Source organism: Aquimarina acroporae (assembly GCF_023195925.1).
Taxonomy (GTDB): domain Bacteria; phylum Bacteroidota; class Bacteroidia; order Flavobacteriales; family Flavobacteriaceae; genus Aquimarina; species Aquimarina acroporae.
The window spans coordinates 516,986-533,642 of record NZ_JALPRE010000001.1; the positions used below are offsets into that span (position 1 = coordinate 516,986).

The window sequence follows — 16,657 nt, forward strand, 5'->3', positions numbered from 1 at the left end:
ATTAATAAGCATAGCGTATTAAAAATCTTGCACAATAAAAACTTCCTAGAATAAGAGTAATATTAATTACATACCTAGCGACAATATATCTTTTAGAATATTGGAGATTTTTATATTTAGAAAGCACCACTATCCCGCCCATGATCATAAACCACAATGTGAAAAAAAGAGTTAGTTTTTTATTAATTAAAAGACCTACCAAATCATGTATAAATCCAGAAACTCCAAAAGTTAAAATTATTGCAGCATATTGATTTAAAATATTTTTTAAGGGTTTACAGATATACCTATTCAGGTAATAATTCCATATGGGATTCCAGTGCACCCAAAACATATCAAATGATGTGGCGCCCAGAGACCTTTTCAACATATTTGTCAAAGATTTTGAATGCCCCATAGAAACACCATTCCTTCGTTTTATATAGTCTCTTAAAGAAATCATACTTTTTCATTTTGTCTGGAAAAGCCTAGAATCAATAACCATATTGTAAAAGATAATTCTCCAATTACGGCTGTTAAAATAACAACGACTTCGAAATAAAATTGATAATCTAGATAATCTTGAAAATATAATTTTGCCAAACCATCTACAAAATAACCCAATGCTGCTATTACCAACAACAAGCTTATAAGCTTGGGTATACTCTTAAACTTTAAACACAAAAAACTAAGTGTTACTAAGTGAGCACCAAAGAATAACAAACCGATAGTCCAAAACATGTCGAATTCGGAAAGTAAATTAATTACGGTAGCTTGCAATTCAATAGAATTTGTTGCTTTATATGTAATGTGATAAATCTCAATTAACCTAAACAAGGCGATAATGAAAAACAAAGCATGAAATCCTCTAAGTAAAGATGCTACATATGCTACCCTTTTATTAGCAGGTTTTGTGAATTCAAATAGTGACCAAATTAAGAATATATCAGCAACTAACATTGCTAAAAAACCAAATAGGCCATTTCTGAATTGGATGGAATTACCAATAATGTTGATGGTCGTTTTGGCACTGCTTCCTAGATCTATTAAAGAACCCAAAATTGCAAAATTTGCATAAAACCCAGAAATGAATATTAACAAGTATGCTATCCCCGAAAATTTTGCTAATGTTTTCATAGTCAAATGTTTTAAAAGCTTAAGCAAAATTATTGAGATCACGAATATTATAAATTGACTTTGGTTAAGAACTGACAAGAAATTGACTAAAGAAACATCTAAACAACGAACAAATTAGATCGTAAAACAATTCAAAACAAAAGTCGACACACAATATAAGAAAGTACTTTCTTATATTTGTGAAATATAAATTTAACTATGAAGTTAGAAGAATTAGGGTACTTGTCTGTAGGATCTCAAATGAGAAGAATTTACGAAAAGCTTCAGCTCGAGGGAGATAACATATATAAAGGAATCAACATTACATTTAAATCAAGTTGGTTTCCCATATATTACCTACTCCTTCATACTCATAGAGCATTAACTGTATCAGAAATAACAGAAAATATTTCTTACAGTAGAATTACTGTAAAAAATGTGGTCCGGGAGTTAGAGCAAATAGGATATGTTCGTATCATCCCCAATCCTACAGATAGCCGATCGAAATTAATTCAGCTCACAGAAAAAGGAAGAAGTATTGCAAGGGAGCTTCAACACGTTTGGACTATCATTCAAGACAACTTAGAATCAATATTTGGAAAAGAAAACGATCTCTTTTTAACTCAATTGAAAACAATTAATCGTACTCTAAACACCCATTCTATGGGAAAAGAAGTGCTCAAAAAATATTACAACTATACCATACGAAATGCGAAAGAAGAAGAGTTTGAGGAAATAGGCATGCTTCTGGTTGAAGTGTACTCTGCATTACACGGTTTCCCAAGTATCGAAGAATCACCTGAATATTATGATATGCTCAAAAATGTTGGGCGCTTAACCGAAAAACCGAGCATTGAGTTATTTGTTGCAGTTTCAGAACAAAACAAAATTGGTGGTGCTGTTGTATACTTTCATGATATGAAAGACTACGGATCCGGTGGCACTGCTACAAAAGAACAAAACGCTTGTGGTTTTAGATTACTAGGTGTTTCTAATAAAGTAAGAGGATTTGGGCTAGGGAAAAAATTGACAGAATTTTGTATCGACAAAGGAAAAAAAAGTGATGCTGAAACTATGGTAATTCATACTACAAACTCTATGAAATTAGCTTGGAAGATGTATGAACGATTAGGATTTAAAAGAGCCAATGATCTAGATTTTATGCAAGGAAATTTGCCTGTCTTTGGATTTAGATTGAAATTGAAATCATAATGTTTACGCGGGGTATATTAATAAACTATAGCTCTCCTCTACTCCTTAAATTCTACATAGACCATTAGTTTGATGTATATTTACAAAGGGTAAGAACAAAAAAGTTCAACTACTAACAACTATGTTCTTATAATCGATCCAGAGAACCTCTAAAAACAAAAAAATTGACAGAGCTACAAAATTATATTACTTCCTATTTCGGAATAACCAATCAGAATATGGACAAAATAACGTCCCTGTTTAATGAATCTGAACTTCAAAAGGGAGCATATTTTACCAAATCTGGTCAGTATTGTGAAAAACTGAGTTTTATAAAAAGTGGATACATCAGAGTTTTTGCAAACTTTAATGATAAAGAGGTTACACAGTGGATTGCTACCAAAGGATATTTCATCACCGACCTGTATAGCTTTAATTTCAAACAAAGAGCAAGGTGGAATATACAAGCCTTAACAAATTGCGAACTTTATACCATTGATAAGGAGAACTACTCTCTATTGAAAAATTTGGTCCCAAATTGGACGGCAATGGAAAAACAATTTATTGCGAGTTGTTTTGTTCAATTAGAAGATAGGGTCTTTGGCCATTTATCTCTCACTGCCCAAGAACGTTATGATCAACTTTTTAAGAGTACTCCTGAACTTTTTAATCAAGTTCCCTTGCAGTACATTGCCTCAATGCTAGGAATGTCTCCAGAAACATTTAGCCGAATACGAAAAAAGAAGATTTCTTGATTTTTGTCAAGAGCAAGGAGGTCATTTCAGTAGAACTTTGTCAAATAAATAAAAGTATATGACAAAGCAAATTAAAACATCAATTACAATTCAAGCAAGTAAGGAGCACATTTGGCAAATTCTTATGGATTTTGAAAATTACCACAAGTGGAACTCCTTTATCGAATCTATATCTGGAACTGTAAAAGTAGGTTATCAAATTCGAGTAAAACTACAAGGAATGACTTTTAAACCCACTGTTTTAACTCTTCAAGAAAATTCTGAATTTACATGGCTTGGACATCTTTGGTTTCGTGGAATTTTTGATGGAGAACACATATTCAAACTAACCGATAATGGCGATGGAACGACGAATTTTGAGCAAAGTGAGAATTTCAAAGGAATTTTAGTGGGTATATTCTCAAAGAGTTTAGATAAGAATACCAAAGCTGGTTTTGAAAGAATGAACCAAGAATTGAAATCATATGCAGAACAATATGAACCAGAACAAATTGTATAAATTATTGCAGATTCATTACCTTAGTCAGTAATCAGTTTTTTATTGGGTAAACCTTCATACAACTTGTAAAATTATAGAAGAAATGTTGGCATCGATTAATAATAATAAAACAAAATTGATACTTAAATGAAATTGAATATTAAGTCATTTATAGCTTTTTTTAAAGAAATCATTATTGTAGTACTTGGTGTATTAATCGCTGTAGGAATAAACAATTATAAGGAAAACTACGAAGAAGAGAAGTTTGTAAGCAAAACCCTATCAGCCATTGAAAATGAAATTGAACAGAGTGAACTTGAAGTTGAAAAGACCTCAAAAAAGCACCTCCAGATTGTTGATTCAATACATGCTGCCATACATAACGATAACGAATCACTTGGGCAGTTAATGAACCGAATAGGAGGAATACAATCACCCGATGTAAAAAATATTGGATTACGATTCTTCATATCTAACAAAGCCGAATTAGTTGAATATGACATAATATCACGATTAAATGATATTGAGAATTACACGAATTCACTGCACACTAAAATGAACAGAATGTTAGATTTTTTATATGAAAACATTGAGAAAAAAGATGCTGTAATAAAAGAGAAATTTATCTATCACTTAGCCAATGTTATTAACTCTGAACAGGAATTGCTAAAACTTTATAATGACTATAAAACTCAATAAATAGAAACAGTAACATTTTGCCTTATCAATTATAACCACATACCATAATCGTATGATAAGAAATTTAATTATACTCTTATTACTAACTACTTTACACAGTAAACCTTATGCTCAAACCAAAACTATTCATGTTTTTGTAGCATTATGTGACAATGAATTTCAGGGTATCGTACCAGTGCCCAAACAAATTGGCAACGGCAAAGACCCAAGGCTTAATCTATATTGGGGAGCAGGATATGGAGTTAAATCTTTCTTCAAACTAAAAACTAATGATTGGAAATTGGTAAAACAGTTGAAATCTGAAAACCCAATAATTTTAGATAGGGTACTATTTAAACATGCAACTCAAGATGTTTATTTATTAGCTGATGCCTATGATGGAGAGAAAATAAAAGCTTGTACTGAAGATTTCTTAAAAGCTTCAAATTCGCAAAACCCATTGACCATAAAAGAAGATCAAACAACACTCAAGTTTGGGGGAAATGCTGATTTAATTGCTTATGTTGGTCATGATGGATTGATGGATTTTGAGGTAAACGTTGCCTATAAAGAAACAAATAAAAAACAAAGAGATGTGATTATATTAGCTTGTTTTAGCCGAAGTTATTTTTCTCCCGAAATACGAAAAGCAAATGCCAATCCGATTTTATGGACCACGCACCTAATGGCTCCCGAAGCATATACCCTAAAAGCAGCAATTGATGGATGGATAAACAACGAAAATGGTACCCAAATCGATGAAAGAGCGGCTCAAGCCTATAATAAATATCAAAAATGCGGAATAAAGGGTGCTAGAAACCTATTTACTACCGGATATAAAAACTAAGCATAACACAGTATAACTCTATATTAAACCTTATTTTTACGTTATAACACCAAGGACAAATTGAATAACGATAATACAACCGACAACTATGCTCACAAATGATAGTAAACACAATTGGCTGTTAGAAAATACATATACTAAGCTTCCAGAAGTTTTTTTTAGTCTGCATAAACCTGTACCGGTAGCAAAGCCTGAAATTGTATGTTTTAATCAGATACTGGCTAATGAGTTAGGAATCGGTTTTTTAAATGAAGATAAACAACGTATTGTCGATTATTTCTCTGGAAACGTAATTCCTAGTGGAGCTACTCCTCTGGCACAAGCTTATGCGGGACATCAATTTGGACACTTTACGATGTTAGGAGACGGCAGAGCGATTTTATTAGGTGAACAAATTGACCCAACTGGTAAAAAATTCGATATTCAATTAAAAGGTTCTGGTCAAACCCCTTATTCGAGACGTGGAGATGGTAGGGCAACCTTATATTCTATGCTACGCGAATATATCATTAGTGAAGCTATGCATCATTTGGGTATACCTACTACCAGAAGCTTATCTGTAATATCTACTGGAGAAAAGGTTTTTCGTGGAGAAATGCACAACGGTTCCGTACTAACGCGTATTGCAGATAGTCACATTCGTGTAGGTACTTTTGAATACGCCCGTAACTTTTGCTCGGTTGAAGATTTAAAAGCCCTTACCTTGTATACTTTAGAAAGACATTATCCTGATAAAAAAGATGCAGATAATCCCGCCCTTGAACTATTAAAAGAGGTTATCCATAAACAGATAGATCTGATTGTACATTGGATGCGTGTAGGTTTTATTCACGGGGTGATGAATACAGATAACATGAGCATTGCAGGAGAAACGATTGATTATGGCCCTTGCGCCTTTATGAATGCCTACAGCCCAAATACGGTTTTTAGTTCAATTGATACTCGAGGCCGATATGCCTTCGGTAATCAACCTTTTATTGCGCAATGGAACTTAACAGCTTTTGCCAATGCATTATTACCTCTTATTTCAGAAAATCAGAAAAAAGCGATAGATCTTGCGCAACAGGTCATAGAAGGGTTTCAATATACATTTACTAAAAAATGGAACCGTATGATGTTTGCCAAGCTTGGTATTTTGCATCCAGAAGAAAATGATAAAGAACTAATCAATACGCTTCTTGAGTCAATGGAGAGTCATAAAATGGATTATACACAACTGTTTTTGGCATTGCAACAAGATAAAGAGCTTGATAATTCTCTTTTTAGATCCGAAGCGTTTAAAGAATGGAAACAACATTGGAAAAATGCACAATCAAGAAATGAGAACCAAACACTCATTTTAGCACTTATGAATACATCTAACCCCAAAGTTATTCCGCGTAACCATTGGGTAGAAAATGCTCTTGAAACAGCAGCACAAGGAGATATGGAATCTTTTAATGAATTACTTGGTATACTCTCGAAACCGTATCACGATCATCCTGACGAACTGCAATTTCAGCAGGTACCTGAAGATTTTGACACAAGTTATCAAACCTTTTGTGGAACCTAAAGAATCTTCATACAATAACATTCAAATCTCATCATTCATTCAAAAACAATCAAAAAACAATCCATGATCAAATTTTTAATTGCTACACTTACATTTTTAATGACCTCCAATGTCTATTCACAATCTATAGATATTGCCAGTTGGAAAGAAGATATTGAGTCTTACAAAACCAATTTAGAGAAATATCATATCGATCTTTATCATAACATCGACAAAACAGCCTTTGAAAAAGAAGTACAAGACATAAAATCAAATCTTGAAAACAAAACGGATTTGGATGTTGTTATTGATCTTATGCGATTAACTCGGAAAATTGGGGATGGACACACCGCATTTTCAATACGAGGATTAGAAATGCATGTATATCCTATTGAAATTTATATTATCGATAATCAGTGGAGAGTGATTAAAACCTCCAAAGAATACAAAAGTCTTCTGGGCAAGACTTTAGTAAAAATTGATGATACCTCTATTGAAGAAGTAGTGAACGAGGTTAGCAAAGTAGCACAATATGTCGAAAACAAACAGTCAGAAAGCATTCGAACGTCACAATATCTCATAAGATCTGAACTACTATTTGGTCTTAAGCTCACCAAGAATAAACTTAAAGCTAACTTTACTTTTGTAGACGATTCAGGAAAAAGGATCAAAGAGTCATTAACAGCTATCGCTAATGAAGATTACCATTCAAAAACTGAGTTTGAAGCCTTCGATATAAGCATTCCAGAAATACAAAAACCCAAAGATTTAAAGCATGACTTCCTTTGGTTTAGCCCCATTAAAAACACTTCGGGAGTTTATATCAAATTTGAGAGTTATCCTTCTTTTGAAGAAATGGAAACCTTTGGAGGTTCCGTTTTGAATTTCATTAATGAGAATAACGTTAAACAAGTGGTCATCGATCTTAGGAATAATGGTGGAGGAGATTTTTTTATAGGTACTTTTTTGGCCTACTATTTAAATCTGGCAAATAGCATCGATTGGAAATCTGGAGTATATGTGTTGACCGATAAAGTAACTTTTTCTGCGGGAACAAGTAATGCTTCCCAATTTAGACAAATGCTAAATGCAAAAATTGTTGGAGAACCCACTGGTTCTAATCCCACCGGTTATCAAGACATGGGGCAATTTACGCTTCCAAACTCTGGAAGAACAGTTACCTACTCAAAAAGACTATTTAGATTTCAAGAACAAGTCACCCAAGGAGTACAACCCGATGTACCAATAGCATACGACTGGAAAAGTTACATTAAAGGGATAGACAATATGATGAAATGGGTAATTGACGATATAAAGAAAAAATAGTCGTTTTAAATCCACATATAATATTGATTAAAAAGATTTAATGAAATAAAAGTAATGTTAGGAGTTCGCAAAAAAGAGACTTACCTCTACCCCGCCCCAACTCCTTATAAAAAAAGCTTTACGCATTCAGAATGAAAATAAAAATAACCCTGGCCATACTATTTTGCATTACCAGAATTACATTTGGCCAACAAACATCAGCGTATAAAGAAATCACAAACCAACTTATTGTTGTAGACACCATACATGTAGAAAAGAAATTTAAAAATGGAACCTTAAAAGAGAAAGGAACCATAATTAACTATGCATATGGAACAAGATCGCTAGAATTATATGCTGGAGAACTCACATATTATCACAATAACGGTGAGATACAAGTGAAAAGAGTGTTAGATTCATATGGGACCACATTAACCGCAAAGCAATACAACAGAAAAGGAGTTCTCTTATCTGAAACCGAAGTGATTAAAATTGACACCAAAGCAAAATCTCCTAAGGAGTTTTTGGATCATGAGAAACACTTAATGGTTAGAAAACGGTATAAATACTACGATTATTCATTTAAAATGAACAAATGGTATTTAAAAAAAGAAGGAGATTTGGTTAATGGTGTAAAATCTGGTATTTGGAAATTTTATACTGCAGATGGGAAGTTGAAAAAGGAAAAGACATATTTATAATAACGTAAACGCTATTGATACAAAAGAAATACAAATTAAATTACTAGACTGTTTTTACATTGTTTAATATTTGCATCAAGAATAAACATCAAGGTAACATTTCCACTCACTCAAACACTTATAATAAACCCTTATATGAACACCAAGTACAAGAAATGAAATCTATAGTTCTCACTTTATTCAACACTAAACGAGGTCTCGAACTTCTAGACAATGAATTTGAGGATGACTTAAGGCGAAAAAGTGCAGTAATTTTTGGGATTTACGCAATTGTTCAATTTTTGTTCGATTTTGATCAAGAGAAAGAAGTAAACGGATTTATTTTTAATTTTTTCGAATTAGTTCTAACCATATTTCTATCCATAGGAGTAGGAATGTTGTCATCCTATATTTTATTCAAAATAGGACAATGGCTAGACGGAAAAGCCAATTATGTAGAAATTTTTTCTCTATGGGCATATACTTTTCTCCCAATAATTATTGGACTTATTATGGTTGGTGTATTAAAAAAGAATATCTTTTTTGTTCATGACTACAATACTCCATATCTAAGAAACTTTATTCTTTATATAAGCTGGCTTCTTTCATTAAAAATACTAATACAAGGTATGATAAAGTTTAATCAATACAGTATTAAAAAAGCTATATTAAATATATCCCCCATTCTTCTATTTAAAATTGGGGTTTTGATTTGGGGAATAGCATTATTAAACTAAAAAGAAAATAACATTAAATACAATATACATCGTAAGCTATTAAGCAGTAAATAGATTTGTTATGATAGCTTAGATAAAATGTTACACCAACAGAATGAAATAATTAACAGGTAATGGACAAAGAATACTCAATTTTTCGAAAATTCAGCACCCTAGAACAGGTAAAAGAAGTTGAAGCTCTTTTGTCGAAAGAAGGAATAGATTCAATAATCGCTGACAATGTACCATCCGTAGATGCTATGTTTGGCGCAAGCTCTTTAAATAATAAAATTGAAATTCGTATTAAACAAAGTGATTTTAAAAAAGCAGAAGAAATTTTAGAGCAACAAGCGGAAAACTTATTAAACGATATCGATAAAGATTATTACCTCTTCGAATTTACCAATGAAGAACTTTATGAGATACTGTTAAAGGCAGACGAATGGAATGAATTTGATTATAAGCTTGCTCAAAAAATATTAGAAGATCGAGGGAAATCTATTGATGAAGAATTATTAAATTCTTTAAAAACCGAAAGGTTAAAACAACTAGCTAAACCAGAAGGAAACCAAAAACCCTGGATTGTTGTAGGCTATATATTTGCAATAATGGGTGGTTTTTTAGGGCTAATCATAGGATACTTTTTATGGACATCTAAAAAAACCTTACCCAACGGACAAAAAGTGTATTCATATTCAGAAAAAGATAGAAAACATGGTAAATATCTATTTTATATCGGAATTATATTTTTCCCTATCTTTTTTTTGATAAGGTTTTTGTACTTACTGTAATAATAATTTAAAATGAATAATTTGATTTTAATTTTAAAGGGATCTGTGTTTTGAGTTAAAAACTTAAAACATTGAAAATTGAAAAACTATAAAAGGTTACAAAAAGCTTTTGGTGCAAATCAATACGGTTTTATTGACTTTCCAGAAAAAGTATCTAACATCAAAATCTCAAGAATTATCAACTATAAGAAAATGGGAGGTTGTTCTTATTGCTTTCCTCATGGCTATGAAACTAGTAATGCTACAATCTATAAGAACACCAGATCTTGGAAAAAGAACCGCAAAAAACAGTGGAAATAAGAATGCTTGTGTAACCAAATACCGGTTGAATCGTCTTCCTAGAAAGATGTAAACACCATGAAAACACTTCCTCTATTTCTATTTATTTTAATACTGAATTTTTCTCATGCACGATCACAAACTGTAGATTCCCTTGTAAATGTTGGTAGTCATCAGCTACATTTCAAAATACTACAAGGGAACGGCTTTCCTATTCTCTTTGAATCGGGAAACGGTGATGATAGTGCCGTTTGGAAGCCTCTTTTGCAAGATATTCATAAAGAGACAGGAGCAACTTTAATAACTTATGATCGAGCAGGTTTGGGAAAGAGTGGTATCGATACTACCAAAGTTTCCTTCAAACAAGAAGTCAAGAATTTAAAAAAAGCTCTACAAAAACTTGGTTACACCAATAACTATTTCCTGGTAGCACATTCATTCGGAAGCTTTTACGCCTCAGAATTCAGCCAACGAAATAAAGGTAAAATAACCGGAGCTGTTTTCATCGATGTAGCCACACCTTGTGCCCTATCCGTTGAATATGCTACCAAGGTTAAACAGTCTATTTCAGAAAAAAACTGGGCATTAATACAGCAACACAAAACCGGATTATATTATGTTTTAAAGAAGTTTCCACAGATAGCCGAATATATGTCTAAAAGATTCCTTTCGCATTCTATTCCATTAACAGTAATTGCTGCTGATATTCGCACACCTACAAAAGAAATTGGAGAAACCGAACAAGATATGATACATATGACCAATTGTTTAAAAGAATTAGGTAGCCTCACAAATCACAAATATGTCTTGGCGACAAATACAGAGCATAAAGTCTGGAAAAAAGATCCTAAAATTGTAACAAAGGAAATTATTGAACTTTACAAAAAAACATTGATCACTAATAACTAATTAAGTAGATATTTTAGAGTAAATCTGTTATAAACTCACCAAAAACTGTAACATTTCGAAATTCTTATAATCTGTACTACAAAGTAACCCAATTGTATAGTCCGTTAATAAGAGAACATATGAGAAAAACAATAGTTTTTGCCACCATGCTAACCATCACCTTACTCTTACCATTTCAAAAGGCATCTAGCCAAATATCGTCTAAACCTTTTGAATTTCAGTTTGAAAACAAAACCTTAAAAGGGTTGATTGAACAACCAAATAACCAAACACCCAAAGCTATGGTTATTATTATTCCGGGATATGGTAAGACCAATTTTGTTGAAGGAGGATGGTACTCTAACACAAGAAAAAAACTGGCGCAATCCGGATTAACCGTATGTTTTTGGGATAAAATGGGATGTGGAAAAAGTGAAGGTGAATTCGATGCACAGCAACCAGTTGAAAACTCTGCCAAAGAGGCTATTGCTGCAATTCAGAAGCTTAAAAAATTAAAAACTCCTGGGTCTGAAAAGATAGGGCTTTGGGGAATAAGTCGAGCAGGTTGGATCGTACCATTAATCAATGAACAGTACCCTATCGACTTTTGGATTTCAGTAAGCGGTACAAATGACAAAGAAAACTTTGGTTATTTACTTAAATCAAACCTCATCATCGAAGGAAAAGAAAAGCAAGAAGCTGATAGATTGTATACATCATGGATGTTGGGTCATAAAATTTTTAGTACTGGTGGTACCTATGAAGAGTATGAAAAGGCAATGCTACCGCTACGACAGGATCCTATGTGTCAAAAACTTTTTGGCTACAGTCTTAAACCCAAAGAAAATGAAGAAAAGGAGAAAAAAGATTACATACGAGAACAGCTACAATATACAAACAAAGGACACTTTGATCAAGAAACTGGACTGTGGTCCTATATTGATAATTTTGACAAAACATTGCTCAAATTAAACTGCCCTGTCTTAGCCTTATTTGGAGCCAATGATTCACAGATTGATTGGCGTAAAACCAAAAAGTTATACGAAGAAACCATAGGGACAAATCCAAACTCAAATTTAACAGTAAAGATATTTGAAAACTGTAATCACACCATACAAAAGTGTATCACTTGTGGATGGCGAGAAGATTTATCGGCCTTACAATGGCAAACCTGTGATAACTATTATGAAACTATGGAAGAGTGGTTGAAAAGACAAAAAATTGTGGAGTAAATTTGAATATAGTTGTATTATATGATAATCCCCATATCTTGCACAAAACCGATGTATCGTCTATCATAATAAAAACCTAACCTAAATGGCAGTTTGGATGCAAATCATAGGGATTCGTAAGATGAACTCATTTGAAAAAGAAAAAGAACGTATTGCTATAATACTGAGTTCTGAAAATCTGGATTGGAAATTAAAAAAGGAAAGTAGTATTGAATATTTTGAATTCATCTTTCAACATGAAAAGATAAAAGTATACTTTGATCATCCTAATTTTATACAGTTTTCGGGAACATCTAGACTCTTTGCAAAGTGGTTTGAGTTTGCAGATCAAAAAAATAAAGAATTAACCAATGAGATAAGAAACGTTTTAAAACAAGTTTCTGCAAAATGTAGTATTGATGAATTGCTCTACTTCTCTGAATGGTTTTTCTCTTTGGATGATATAAAATTAGGTGAAGTAATGTTTGAAGAACTCATACAACAAATAGAAAAATATCCTGATCTTAAAAGCACAGAACTATTCGGACTCGAATCAAACCAGTACTACACTGAAAAAGTAAAAAATTACTAACCAATTTGTTTTAGCGTCCTTAGAATGTTAATAATTGTGAAATTTAGAATTTGAAAAAAAATGGTAGCAGCAAAATATCTATATTTGGCTTAGTACCAAATTATGACGTTTTGCTGATCACCTGCCCTACCCTTATTATGCAAAATGTTCTATTTCATAATAATGAACCAAAAAAACAATGACTATTTTTTTTTCACTTTCATCTAACTCAACAATTAACAAGCATTTCGTCAAAACCCTAAAACTTCTTCTTATTTGTGCTTTCCTATTGCCCATAACCAATCATGCACAAAAAAGAAAAAAGAAAGTTCAGGAACCTATCTTAAAAATTACAGACTCTTTATTTCATGGTTTACAATGGAGGAATATTGGACCATTTAGAGGAGGTAGAAGTGTTGCGTCTACGGGAGTTATAGGTCAACCGCATACGTATTATATGGGCTCTACAGGTGGAGGCGTATACAAAACTACTGATGATGGTATAACCTGGAAAAACATTTCAGATAAGTTCTTTAAAACAGGTTCTGTGGGTGCCATTACAGTCTCCGAAAGTGATACTAACATTGTAGTGGTTGGTATGGGAGAGCATCCTGCCCGTGGCGTTATGACTTCGATGGGAGATGGTATATACAAATCTATGGATGCAGGAAAAACATGGACTCATCTGGGACTGGAGAACACTCGTCATATTTCTGATGTAATTATTCACCCTACAAATCCGAACATCATGTATGTAGCCGCGCAAGGTGCGCAATATGCTCCAACCAAAGAACGAGGAATTTACAGAAGTACCGATGGAGGTAACACCTGGGAACAGGTATTATATGTTAATACTACTACTGGAGCTTCTTCCTTGTCTATGGATATGACTAATCCTCGAATCTTGTATGCTTCTATGTGGCAGCATCGTCGCTATCCCTGGATTATGGAATCTGGAGGAGAGTATTCTGGATTATATAAATCTACAGATGGAGGAGATACTTGGACCAAGTTAAAAGAAGGCCTGCCAGAAGAATTCGGAAAATCTGGAATATCGGTTTCCAGAGCAAATCCAAACCGGGTCTTTTCAGTAATTGAAGCTGAAGGTAAAAAAGGAGGTGTATATCGTTCTGATGATGCAGGAAAAAAATGGAAACAAGTAAATAGCAACCGTGTAAATGTAGCTCGTTCATGGTATTATATGGAGATTTTTGCCGATCCGCAGAATGAAAATGTAGTTTATGTCCTAAATGCACCGGTGATGAAATCTATCGACGGAGGTAAAAGCTTTTCTAACATCCCTGTACCCCATGGAGATAATCACCATCTTTGGATTAATCCATATGACAACAATAATCTTATTAATTCTAATGATGGCGGTGCTAATATTTCTTTCAATGGTGGAAAAAGTTGGAGCACACAACAAAATCAAGCTACAGCTCAGTTTTATCGTGTGATTACTGATAACCTGGTTCCTTACAATGTATATGGAGGTCAACAAGATAACTCTGCAATTGCTATTGCTAGTCGTACCAATGATCAGGGAATTGATTGGAAAGATTGGTATTCTGTAGCCGGAGGAGAAAGTGCATTTATCGCATTTGACCCAAATAACCCTGAAACCGTTTATGGTGGAACCTACCAGGGTAATATTAGCAAGTGGACAAAATCCTCTAGAGAGCAAAAGGCAATTAAAGAATATCCTGAATTAGGATTGAGTATAGCCCCAAAAGATTCTAAATATCGTTACAACTGGAATGCTCCTATTATTTCATCTCCTCATAACAGAAACACTATTTACCATGCAGGAAATGTCGTGTTTAAAACAACCGATGGTGGTATTACCTGGACTACAATTAGCCCTGACTTAACAAAAAATGAAAAAGACAAGCATGGCCCGGGTGGAGGACCCTATACCAACGAAGCCGCAGGAGGAGAAAACTATAATACCATCACAGCTTTGGTAGAATCACAGCATCAAGAAGGCCTCCTTTATGCCGGGACAGATGATGGTTTATTACACATTACTAAAAATGACGGTACCAATTGGGAGAATGTTACTCCACCAGGTATTACTGATGGTATTATAAATAGCATAGATATCTCTCAACATGATCCTGCTGTTGCCTATGTTGTGATTATGCGATACAAATCATTGGATCTAAAATCATACATTTTTAAAACAAGTGATTATGGTAAAACGTGGGTAAAAATCGTTAATGGATTGGACGACCCTAATGGATTTACCAGAGTAGTCAGAGCAGATAAAAAAAGAAAAGGGTTGCTATATGCTGGCACCGAGACAGGATTATATGTATCTAATGATGATGGTGCCTATTGGCAGCGTCTTACTTTAAACTTGCCGGTTGTAGCTATTAATGACCTAACTATTCAAGACAATGATTTGGTCGCTGCAACCTCAGGACGTGGATTTTGGATCTTAGATGATTTAGGTGTTCTTCAAAATATGACCACAGAAAAACAGGCTGTTCAATTATTTAAACCAAAAGACAGTTATCGCATTTTTGGTGGAACCTCTAAAGCAGTCGGACAAGGTGCCAATCCCAAAAGTGGAGTGACCTTTGATTACTACTTGAACAAAGACGCAGACACTTTAGATTTAAAGTTGGAGATACTACAAGGAGCAGAAGTAATCAGAACTTATACCAATAAAAAACCTAAAGACTTTAAATCTTGGCCGGGTGGACCAGCTAAACCTAAAATCTTACCTTCAAAAAAAGGATACAATAGATTTACTTGGGATTTTAATCGAGAAGCTATCCCTGCTATTAAAAAGGTATTCGTATTTGGTGGACTTTCTGGATCTAGTGTTCCTCCTGGAAAATACACCTTAAGGTTATCACTAGAAGACCAAACGGTAGAAACCGAAGCCGTTATTCGTCCTAATCCTGCAATTCAATCTACTCCCGAAGATTTTGCAGTTCAACAGAATATCCTTGTGAACATAGAAAATACTTTAAAAGATATGCACGAATCGGTTATTCAAATGCGTTCAGCAAAGGCACAATTAACCCATTATGCCAAACTTTTAAAAGAAAATGACGATGCAAAGACATTACTTGAAAAAGGTGAAGATTTGGAGAAACGCATCAATAATTGGGAAGAGAATTTGGTACAAGAGAAACAGAAAACATTTCAGGATGTCATCAATTTTAATAACAAACTCAATGCACAATTGATACAACTATTAAATTACATCGATCAAGCCGATCCAAAAGTGACTCAAGGCGCCAAAGAACGTTTTGATGATCTTATGAAAGATTGGCAAGTGTATAAGAATGAAAGAGATGCGATTATCAATACCGAGATGAAAGCCTATAACGATCTTTACAAATCATTAAATATTCCGGCTCTTATAATTGAAAAGAAGTAGTCAATTAGTAAGGAGTATTAACCGGCAAATAGGTACCATACCTAATTTGTAATAGCTATTTACGAATATTTCCAAGAGGATCATCATTCTTGGCAATAAATTTATTCTCAAAATTAAACGAATAATGAAAACTACATAGGTTTATTTTTTACTCAATCAAGGCATAATGAACAAAAAGTTCGTGACAAATATTAAAAAAACACTGGTTATTACATAATTTCCAGTTAAATAACATCGGTTATTACTT

The 16,657-nt window shown here is 33.5% G+C and carries 17 protein-coding genes; 15 read left to right on the forward strand and 2 right to left on the reverse strand.

Features of this window, described 5'->3' with window-relative positions:
• Position 1 precedes the first annotated feature (1 nt).
• The gene (locus tag M0D21_RS02575; protein WP_248326240.1) at positions 2 to 442 is read right to left on the reverse strand and encodes an MBOAT family protein; all 441 of its coding nucleotides are present in this window, start codon (positions 440 to 442) and stop codon (positions 2 to 4) included.
• Positions 439 to 1,116: a DUF4386 domain-containing protein gene (locus M0D21_RS02580; protein WP_248326241.1), complete on the reverse strand. Its 678-nt coding sequence runs from the start codon at positions 1,114 to 1,116 to the stop codon at positions 439 to 441. Before M0D21_RS02580 ends, M0D21_RS02575 begins: the two co-directional genes overlap by 4 nt.
• A gap of 198 nt (positions 1,117 to 1,314) precedes the next feature.
• Here M0D21_RS02580 and M0D21_RS02585 point away from each other — a divergent pair, with 198 nt between their 5' ends.
• The 15 genes from M0D21_RS02585 to M0D21_RS02655 all read left to right on the forward strand — a co-directional run bounded on the left by M0D21_RS02585 (position 1,315) and on the right by M0D21_RS02655 (position 16,410).
• Positions 1,315 to 2,307: a bifunctional helix-turn-helix transcriptional regulator/GNAT family N-acetyltransferase gene (locus tag M0D21_RS02585; protein WP_248326250.1), complete on the forward strand. Its 993-nt coding sequence runs from the start codon at positions 1,315 to 1,317 to the stop codon at positions 2,305 to 2,307.
• Positions 2,308 to 2,471: 164 nt separating this feature from the next.
• A complete protein-coding gene (locus tag M0D21_RS02590; RefSeq protein WP_248326258.1) occupies positions 2,472 to 3,041 on the forward strand; it encodes a Crp/Fnr family transcriptional regulator in 570 nt (189 codons plus the stop codon).
• A 58-nt stretch (positions 3,042 to 3,099) separates the two neighbouring features.
• Complete coding sequence (locus tag M0D21_RS02595) at positions 3,100 to 3,540, forward strand: SRPBCC domain-containing protein (RefSeq protein WP_248326272.1); 441 nt, start codon at positions 3,100 to 3,102, stop codon at positions 3,538 to 3,540.
• A 126-nt stretch (positions 3,541 to 3,666) separates the two neighbouring features.
• Positions 3,667 to 4,218 (forward strand): hypothetical protein, encoded by a 552-nt coding sequence (locus M0D21_RS02600; RefSeq protein ID WP_248326274.1) that lies wholly within the window; start codon positions 3,667 to 3,669, stop codon positions 4,216 to 4,218.
• Positions 4,219 to 4,270: 52 nt separating this feature from the next.
• Complete coding sequence (locus tag M0D21_RS02605) at positions 4,271 to 5,044, forward strand: hypothetical protein (protein WP_248326276.1); 774 nt, start codon at positions 4,271 to 4,273, stop codon at positions 5,042 to 5,044.
• A gap of 88 nt (positions 5,045 to 5,132) precedes the next feature.
• Positions 5,133 to 6,596, forward strand: a complete 1,464-nt coding sequence (locus M0D21_RS02610) for a protein adenylyltransferase SelO (protein ID WP_248326278.1) — start codon at positions 5,133 to 5,135, stop codon at positions 6,594 to 6,596.
• Between the two features lie 63 nt (positions 6,597 to 6,659).
• Complete coding sequence (locus M0D21_RS02615) at positions 6,660 to 7,901, forward strand: S41 family peptidase (protein WP_248326286.1); 1,242 nt, start codon at positions 6,660 to 6,662, stop codon at positions 7,899 to 7,901.
• Between the two features lie 131 nt (positions 7,902 to 8,032).
• Positions 8,033 to 8,581: a hypothetical protein gene (locus M0D21_RS02620; RefSeq protein WP_248326287.1), complete on the forward strand. Its 549-nt coding sequence runs from the start codon at positions 8,033 to 8,035 to the stop codon at positions 8,579 to 8,581.
• Positions 8,582 to 8,736: 155 nt separating this feature from the next.
• Entirely contained in the window at positions 8,737 to 9,297 is a 561-nt protein-coding gene (locus M0D21_RS02625) for a YIP1 family protein (RefSeq protein ID WP_248326294.1), read from the forward strand.
• 113 nt (positions 9,298 to 9,410) lie between these two features.
• A complete protein-coding gene (locus M0D21_RS02630; protein WP_248326302.1) occupies positions 9,411 to 10,067 on the forward strand; it encodes a hypothetical protein in 657 nt (218 codons plus the stop codon).
• A gap of 78 nt (positions 10,068 to 10,145) precedes the next feature.
• Positions 10,146 to 10,367 (forward strand): phosphate ABC transporter substrate-binding protein, encoded by a 222-nt coding sequence (locus M0D21_RS02635; RefSeq protein ID WP_248326304.1) that lies wholly within the window; start codon positions 10,146 to 10,148, stop codon positions 10,365 to 10,367.
• Positions 10,368 to 10,424: 57 nt separating this feature from the next.
• Positions 10,425 to 11,255 carry an alpha/beta fold hydrolase gene (locus tag M0D21_RS02640; protein WP_248326314.1) on the forward strand — a complete coding sequence of 277 codons (831 nt, stop codon included), beginning with the start codon at positions 10,425 to 10,427 and terminating at the stop codon, positions 11,253 to 11,255.
• Between the two features lie 119 nt (positions 11,256 to 11,374).
• Positions 11,375 to 12,466 carry an alpha/beta hydrolase family protein gene (locus tag M0D21_RS02645; RefSeq protein WP_248326324.1) on the forward strand — a complete coding sequence of 364 codons (1,092 nt, stop codon included), beginning with the start codon at positions 11,375 to 11,377 and terminating at the stop codon, positions 12,464 to 12,466.
• A gap of 85 nt (positions 12,467 to 12,551) precedes the next feature.
• Positions 12,552 to 13,037: a hypothetical protein gene (locus tag M0D21_RS02650; RefSeq protein ID WP_248326326.1), complete on the forward strand. Its 486-nt coding sequence runs from the start codon at positions 12,552 to 12,554 to the stop codon at positions 13,035 to 13,037.
• A gap of 178 nt (positions 13,038 to 13,215) precedes the next feature.
• The gene (locus M0D21_RS02655; RefSeq protein WP_248326336.1) at positions 13,216 to 16,410 is read left to right on the forward strand and encodes a VPS10 domain-containing protein; all 3,195 of its coding nucleotides are present in this window, start codon (positions 13,216 to 13,218) and stop codon (positions 16,408 to 16,410) included.
• Positions 16,411 to 16,657 lie beyond the last annotated feature (247 nt).

What these genes read in the sequence shown, in the direction of transcription:
- M0D21_RS02580 (WP_248326241.1), bottom strand. Translation starts at nt 1,116, where the DNA reads ATGAAAACATTAGCAAAATTTTCGGGGATAGCATACTTGTTAATATTC.
- M0D21_RS02610 (WP_248326278.1), top strand. Translation starts at nt 5,133, where the DNA reads ATGCTCACAAATGATAGTAAACACAATTGGCTGTTAGAAAATACATAT.
- M0D21_RS02585 (WP_248326250.1), top strand. Translation starts at nt 1,315, where the DNA reads ATGAAGTTAGAAGAATTAGGGTACTTGTCTGTAGGATCTCAAATGAGA.
- M0D21_RS02630 (WP_248326302.1), top strand. Translation starts at nt 9,411, where the DNA reads ATGGACAAAGAATACTCAATTTTTCGAAAATTCAGCACCCTAGAACAG.
- M0D21_RS02605 (WP_248326276.1), top strand. Translation starts at nt 4,271, where the DNA reads ATGATAAGAAATTTAATTATACTCTTATTACTAACTACTTTACACAGT.
- M0D21_RS02575 (WP_248326240.1), bottom strand. Translation starts at nt 442, where the DNA reads ATGATTTCTTTAAGAGACTATATAAAACGAAGGAATGGTGTTTCTATG.
- M0D21_RS02645 (WP_248326324.1), top strand. Translation starts at nt 11,375, where the DNA reads ATGAGAAAAACAATAGTTTTTGCCACCATGCTAACCATCACCTTACTC.
- M0D21_RS02625 (WP_248326294.1), top strand. Translation starts at nt 8,737, where the DNA reads ATGAAATCTATAGTTCTCACTTTATTCAACACTAAACGAGGTCTCGAA.
- M0D21_RS02640 (WP_248326314.1), top strand. Translation starts at nt 10,425, where the DNA reads ATGAAAACACTTCCTCTATTTCTATTTATTTTAATACTGAATTTTTCT.
- M0D21_RS02595 (WP_248326272.1), top strand. Translation starts at nt 3,100, where the DNA reads ATGACAAAGCAAATTAAAACATCAATTACAATTCAAGCAAGTAAGGAG.
- M0D21_RS02655 (WP_248326336.1), top strand. Translation starts at nt 13,216, where the DNA reads ATGACTATTTTTTTTTCACTTTCATCTAACTCAACAATTAACAAGCAT.
- M0D21_RS02615 (WP_248326286.1), top strand. Translation starts at nt 6,660, where the DNA reads ATGATCAAATTTTTAATTGCTACACTTACATTTTTAATGACCTCCAAT.
- M0D21_RS02600 (WP_248326274.1), top strand. Translation starts at nt 3,667, where the DNA reads ATGAAATTGAATATTAAGTCATTTATAGCTTTTTTTAAAGAAATCATT.
- M0D21_RS02620 (WP_248326287.1), top strand. Translation starts at nt 8,033, where the DNA reads ATGAAAATAAAAATAACCCTGGCCATACTATTTTGCATTACCAGAATT.
- M0D21_RS02650 (WP_248326326.1), top strand. Translation starts at nt 12,552, where the DNA reads ATGGCAGTTTGGATGCAAATCATAGGGATTCGTAAGATGAACTCATTT.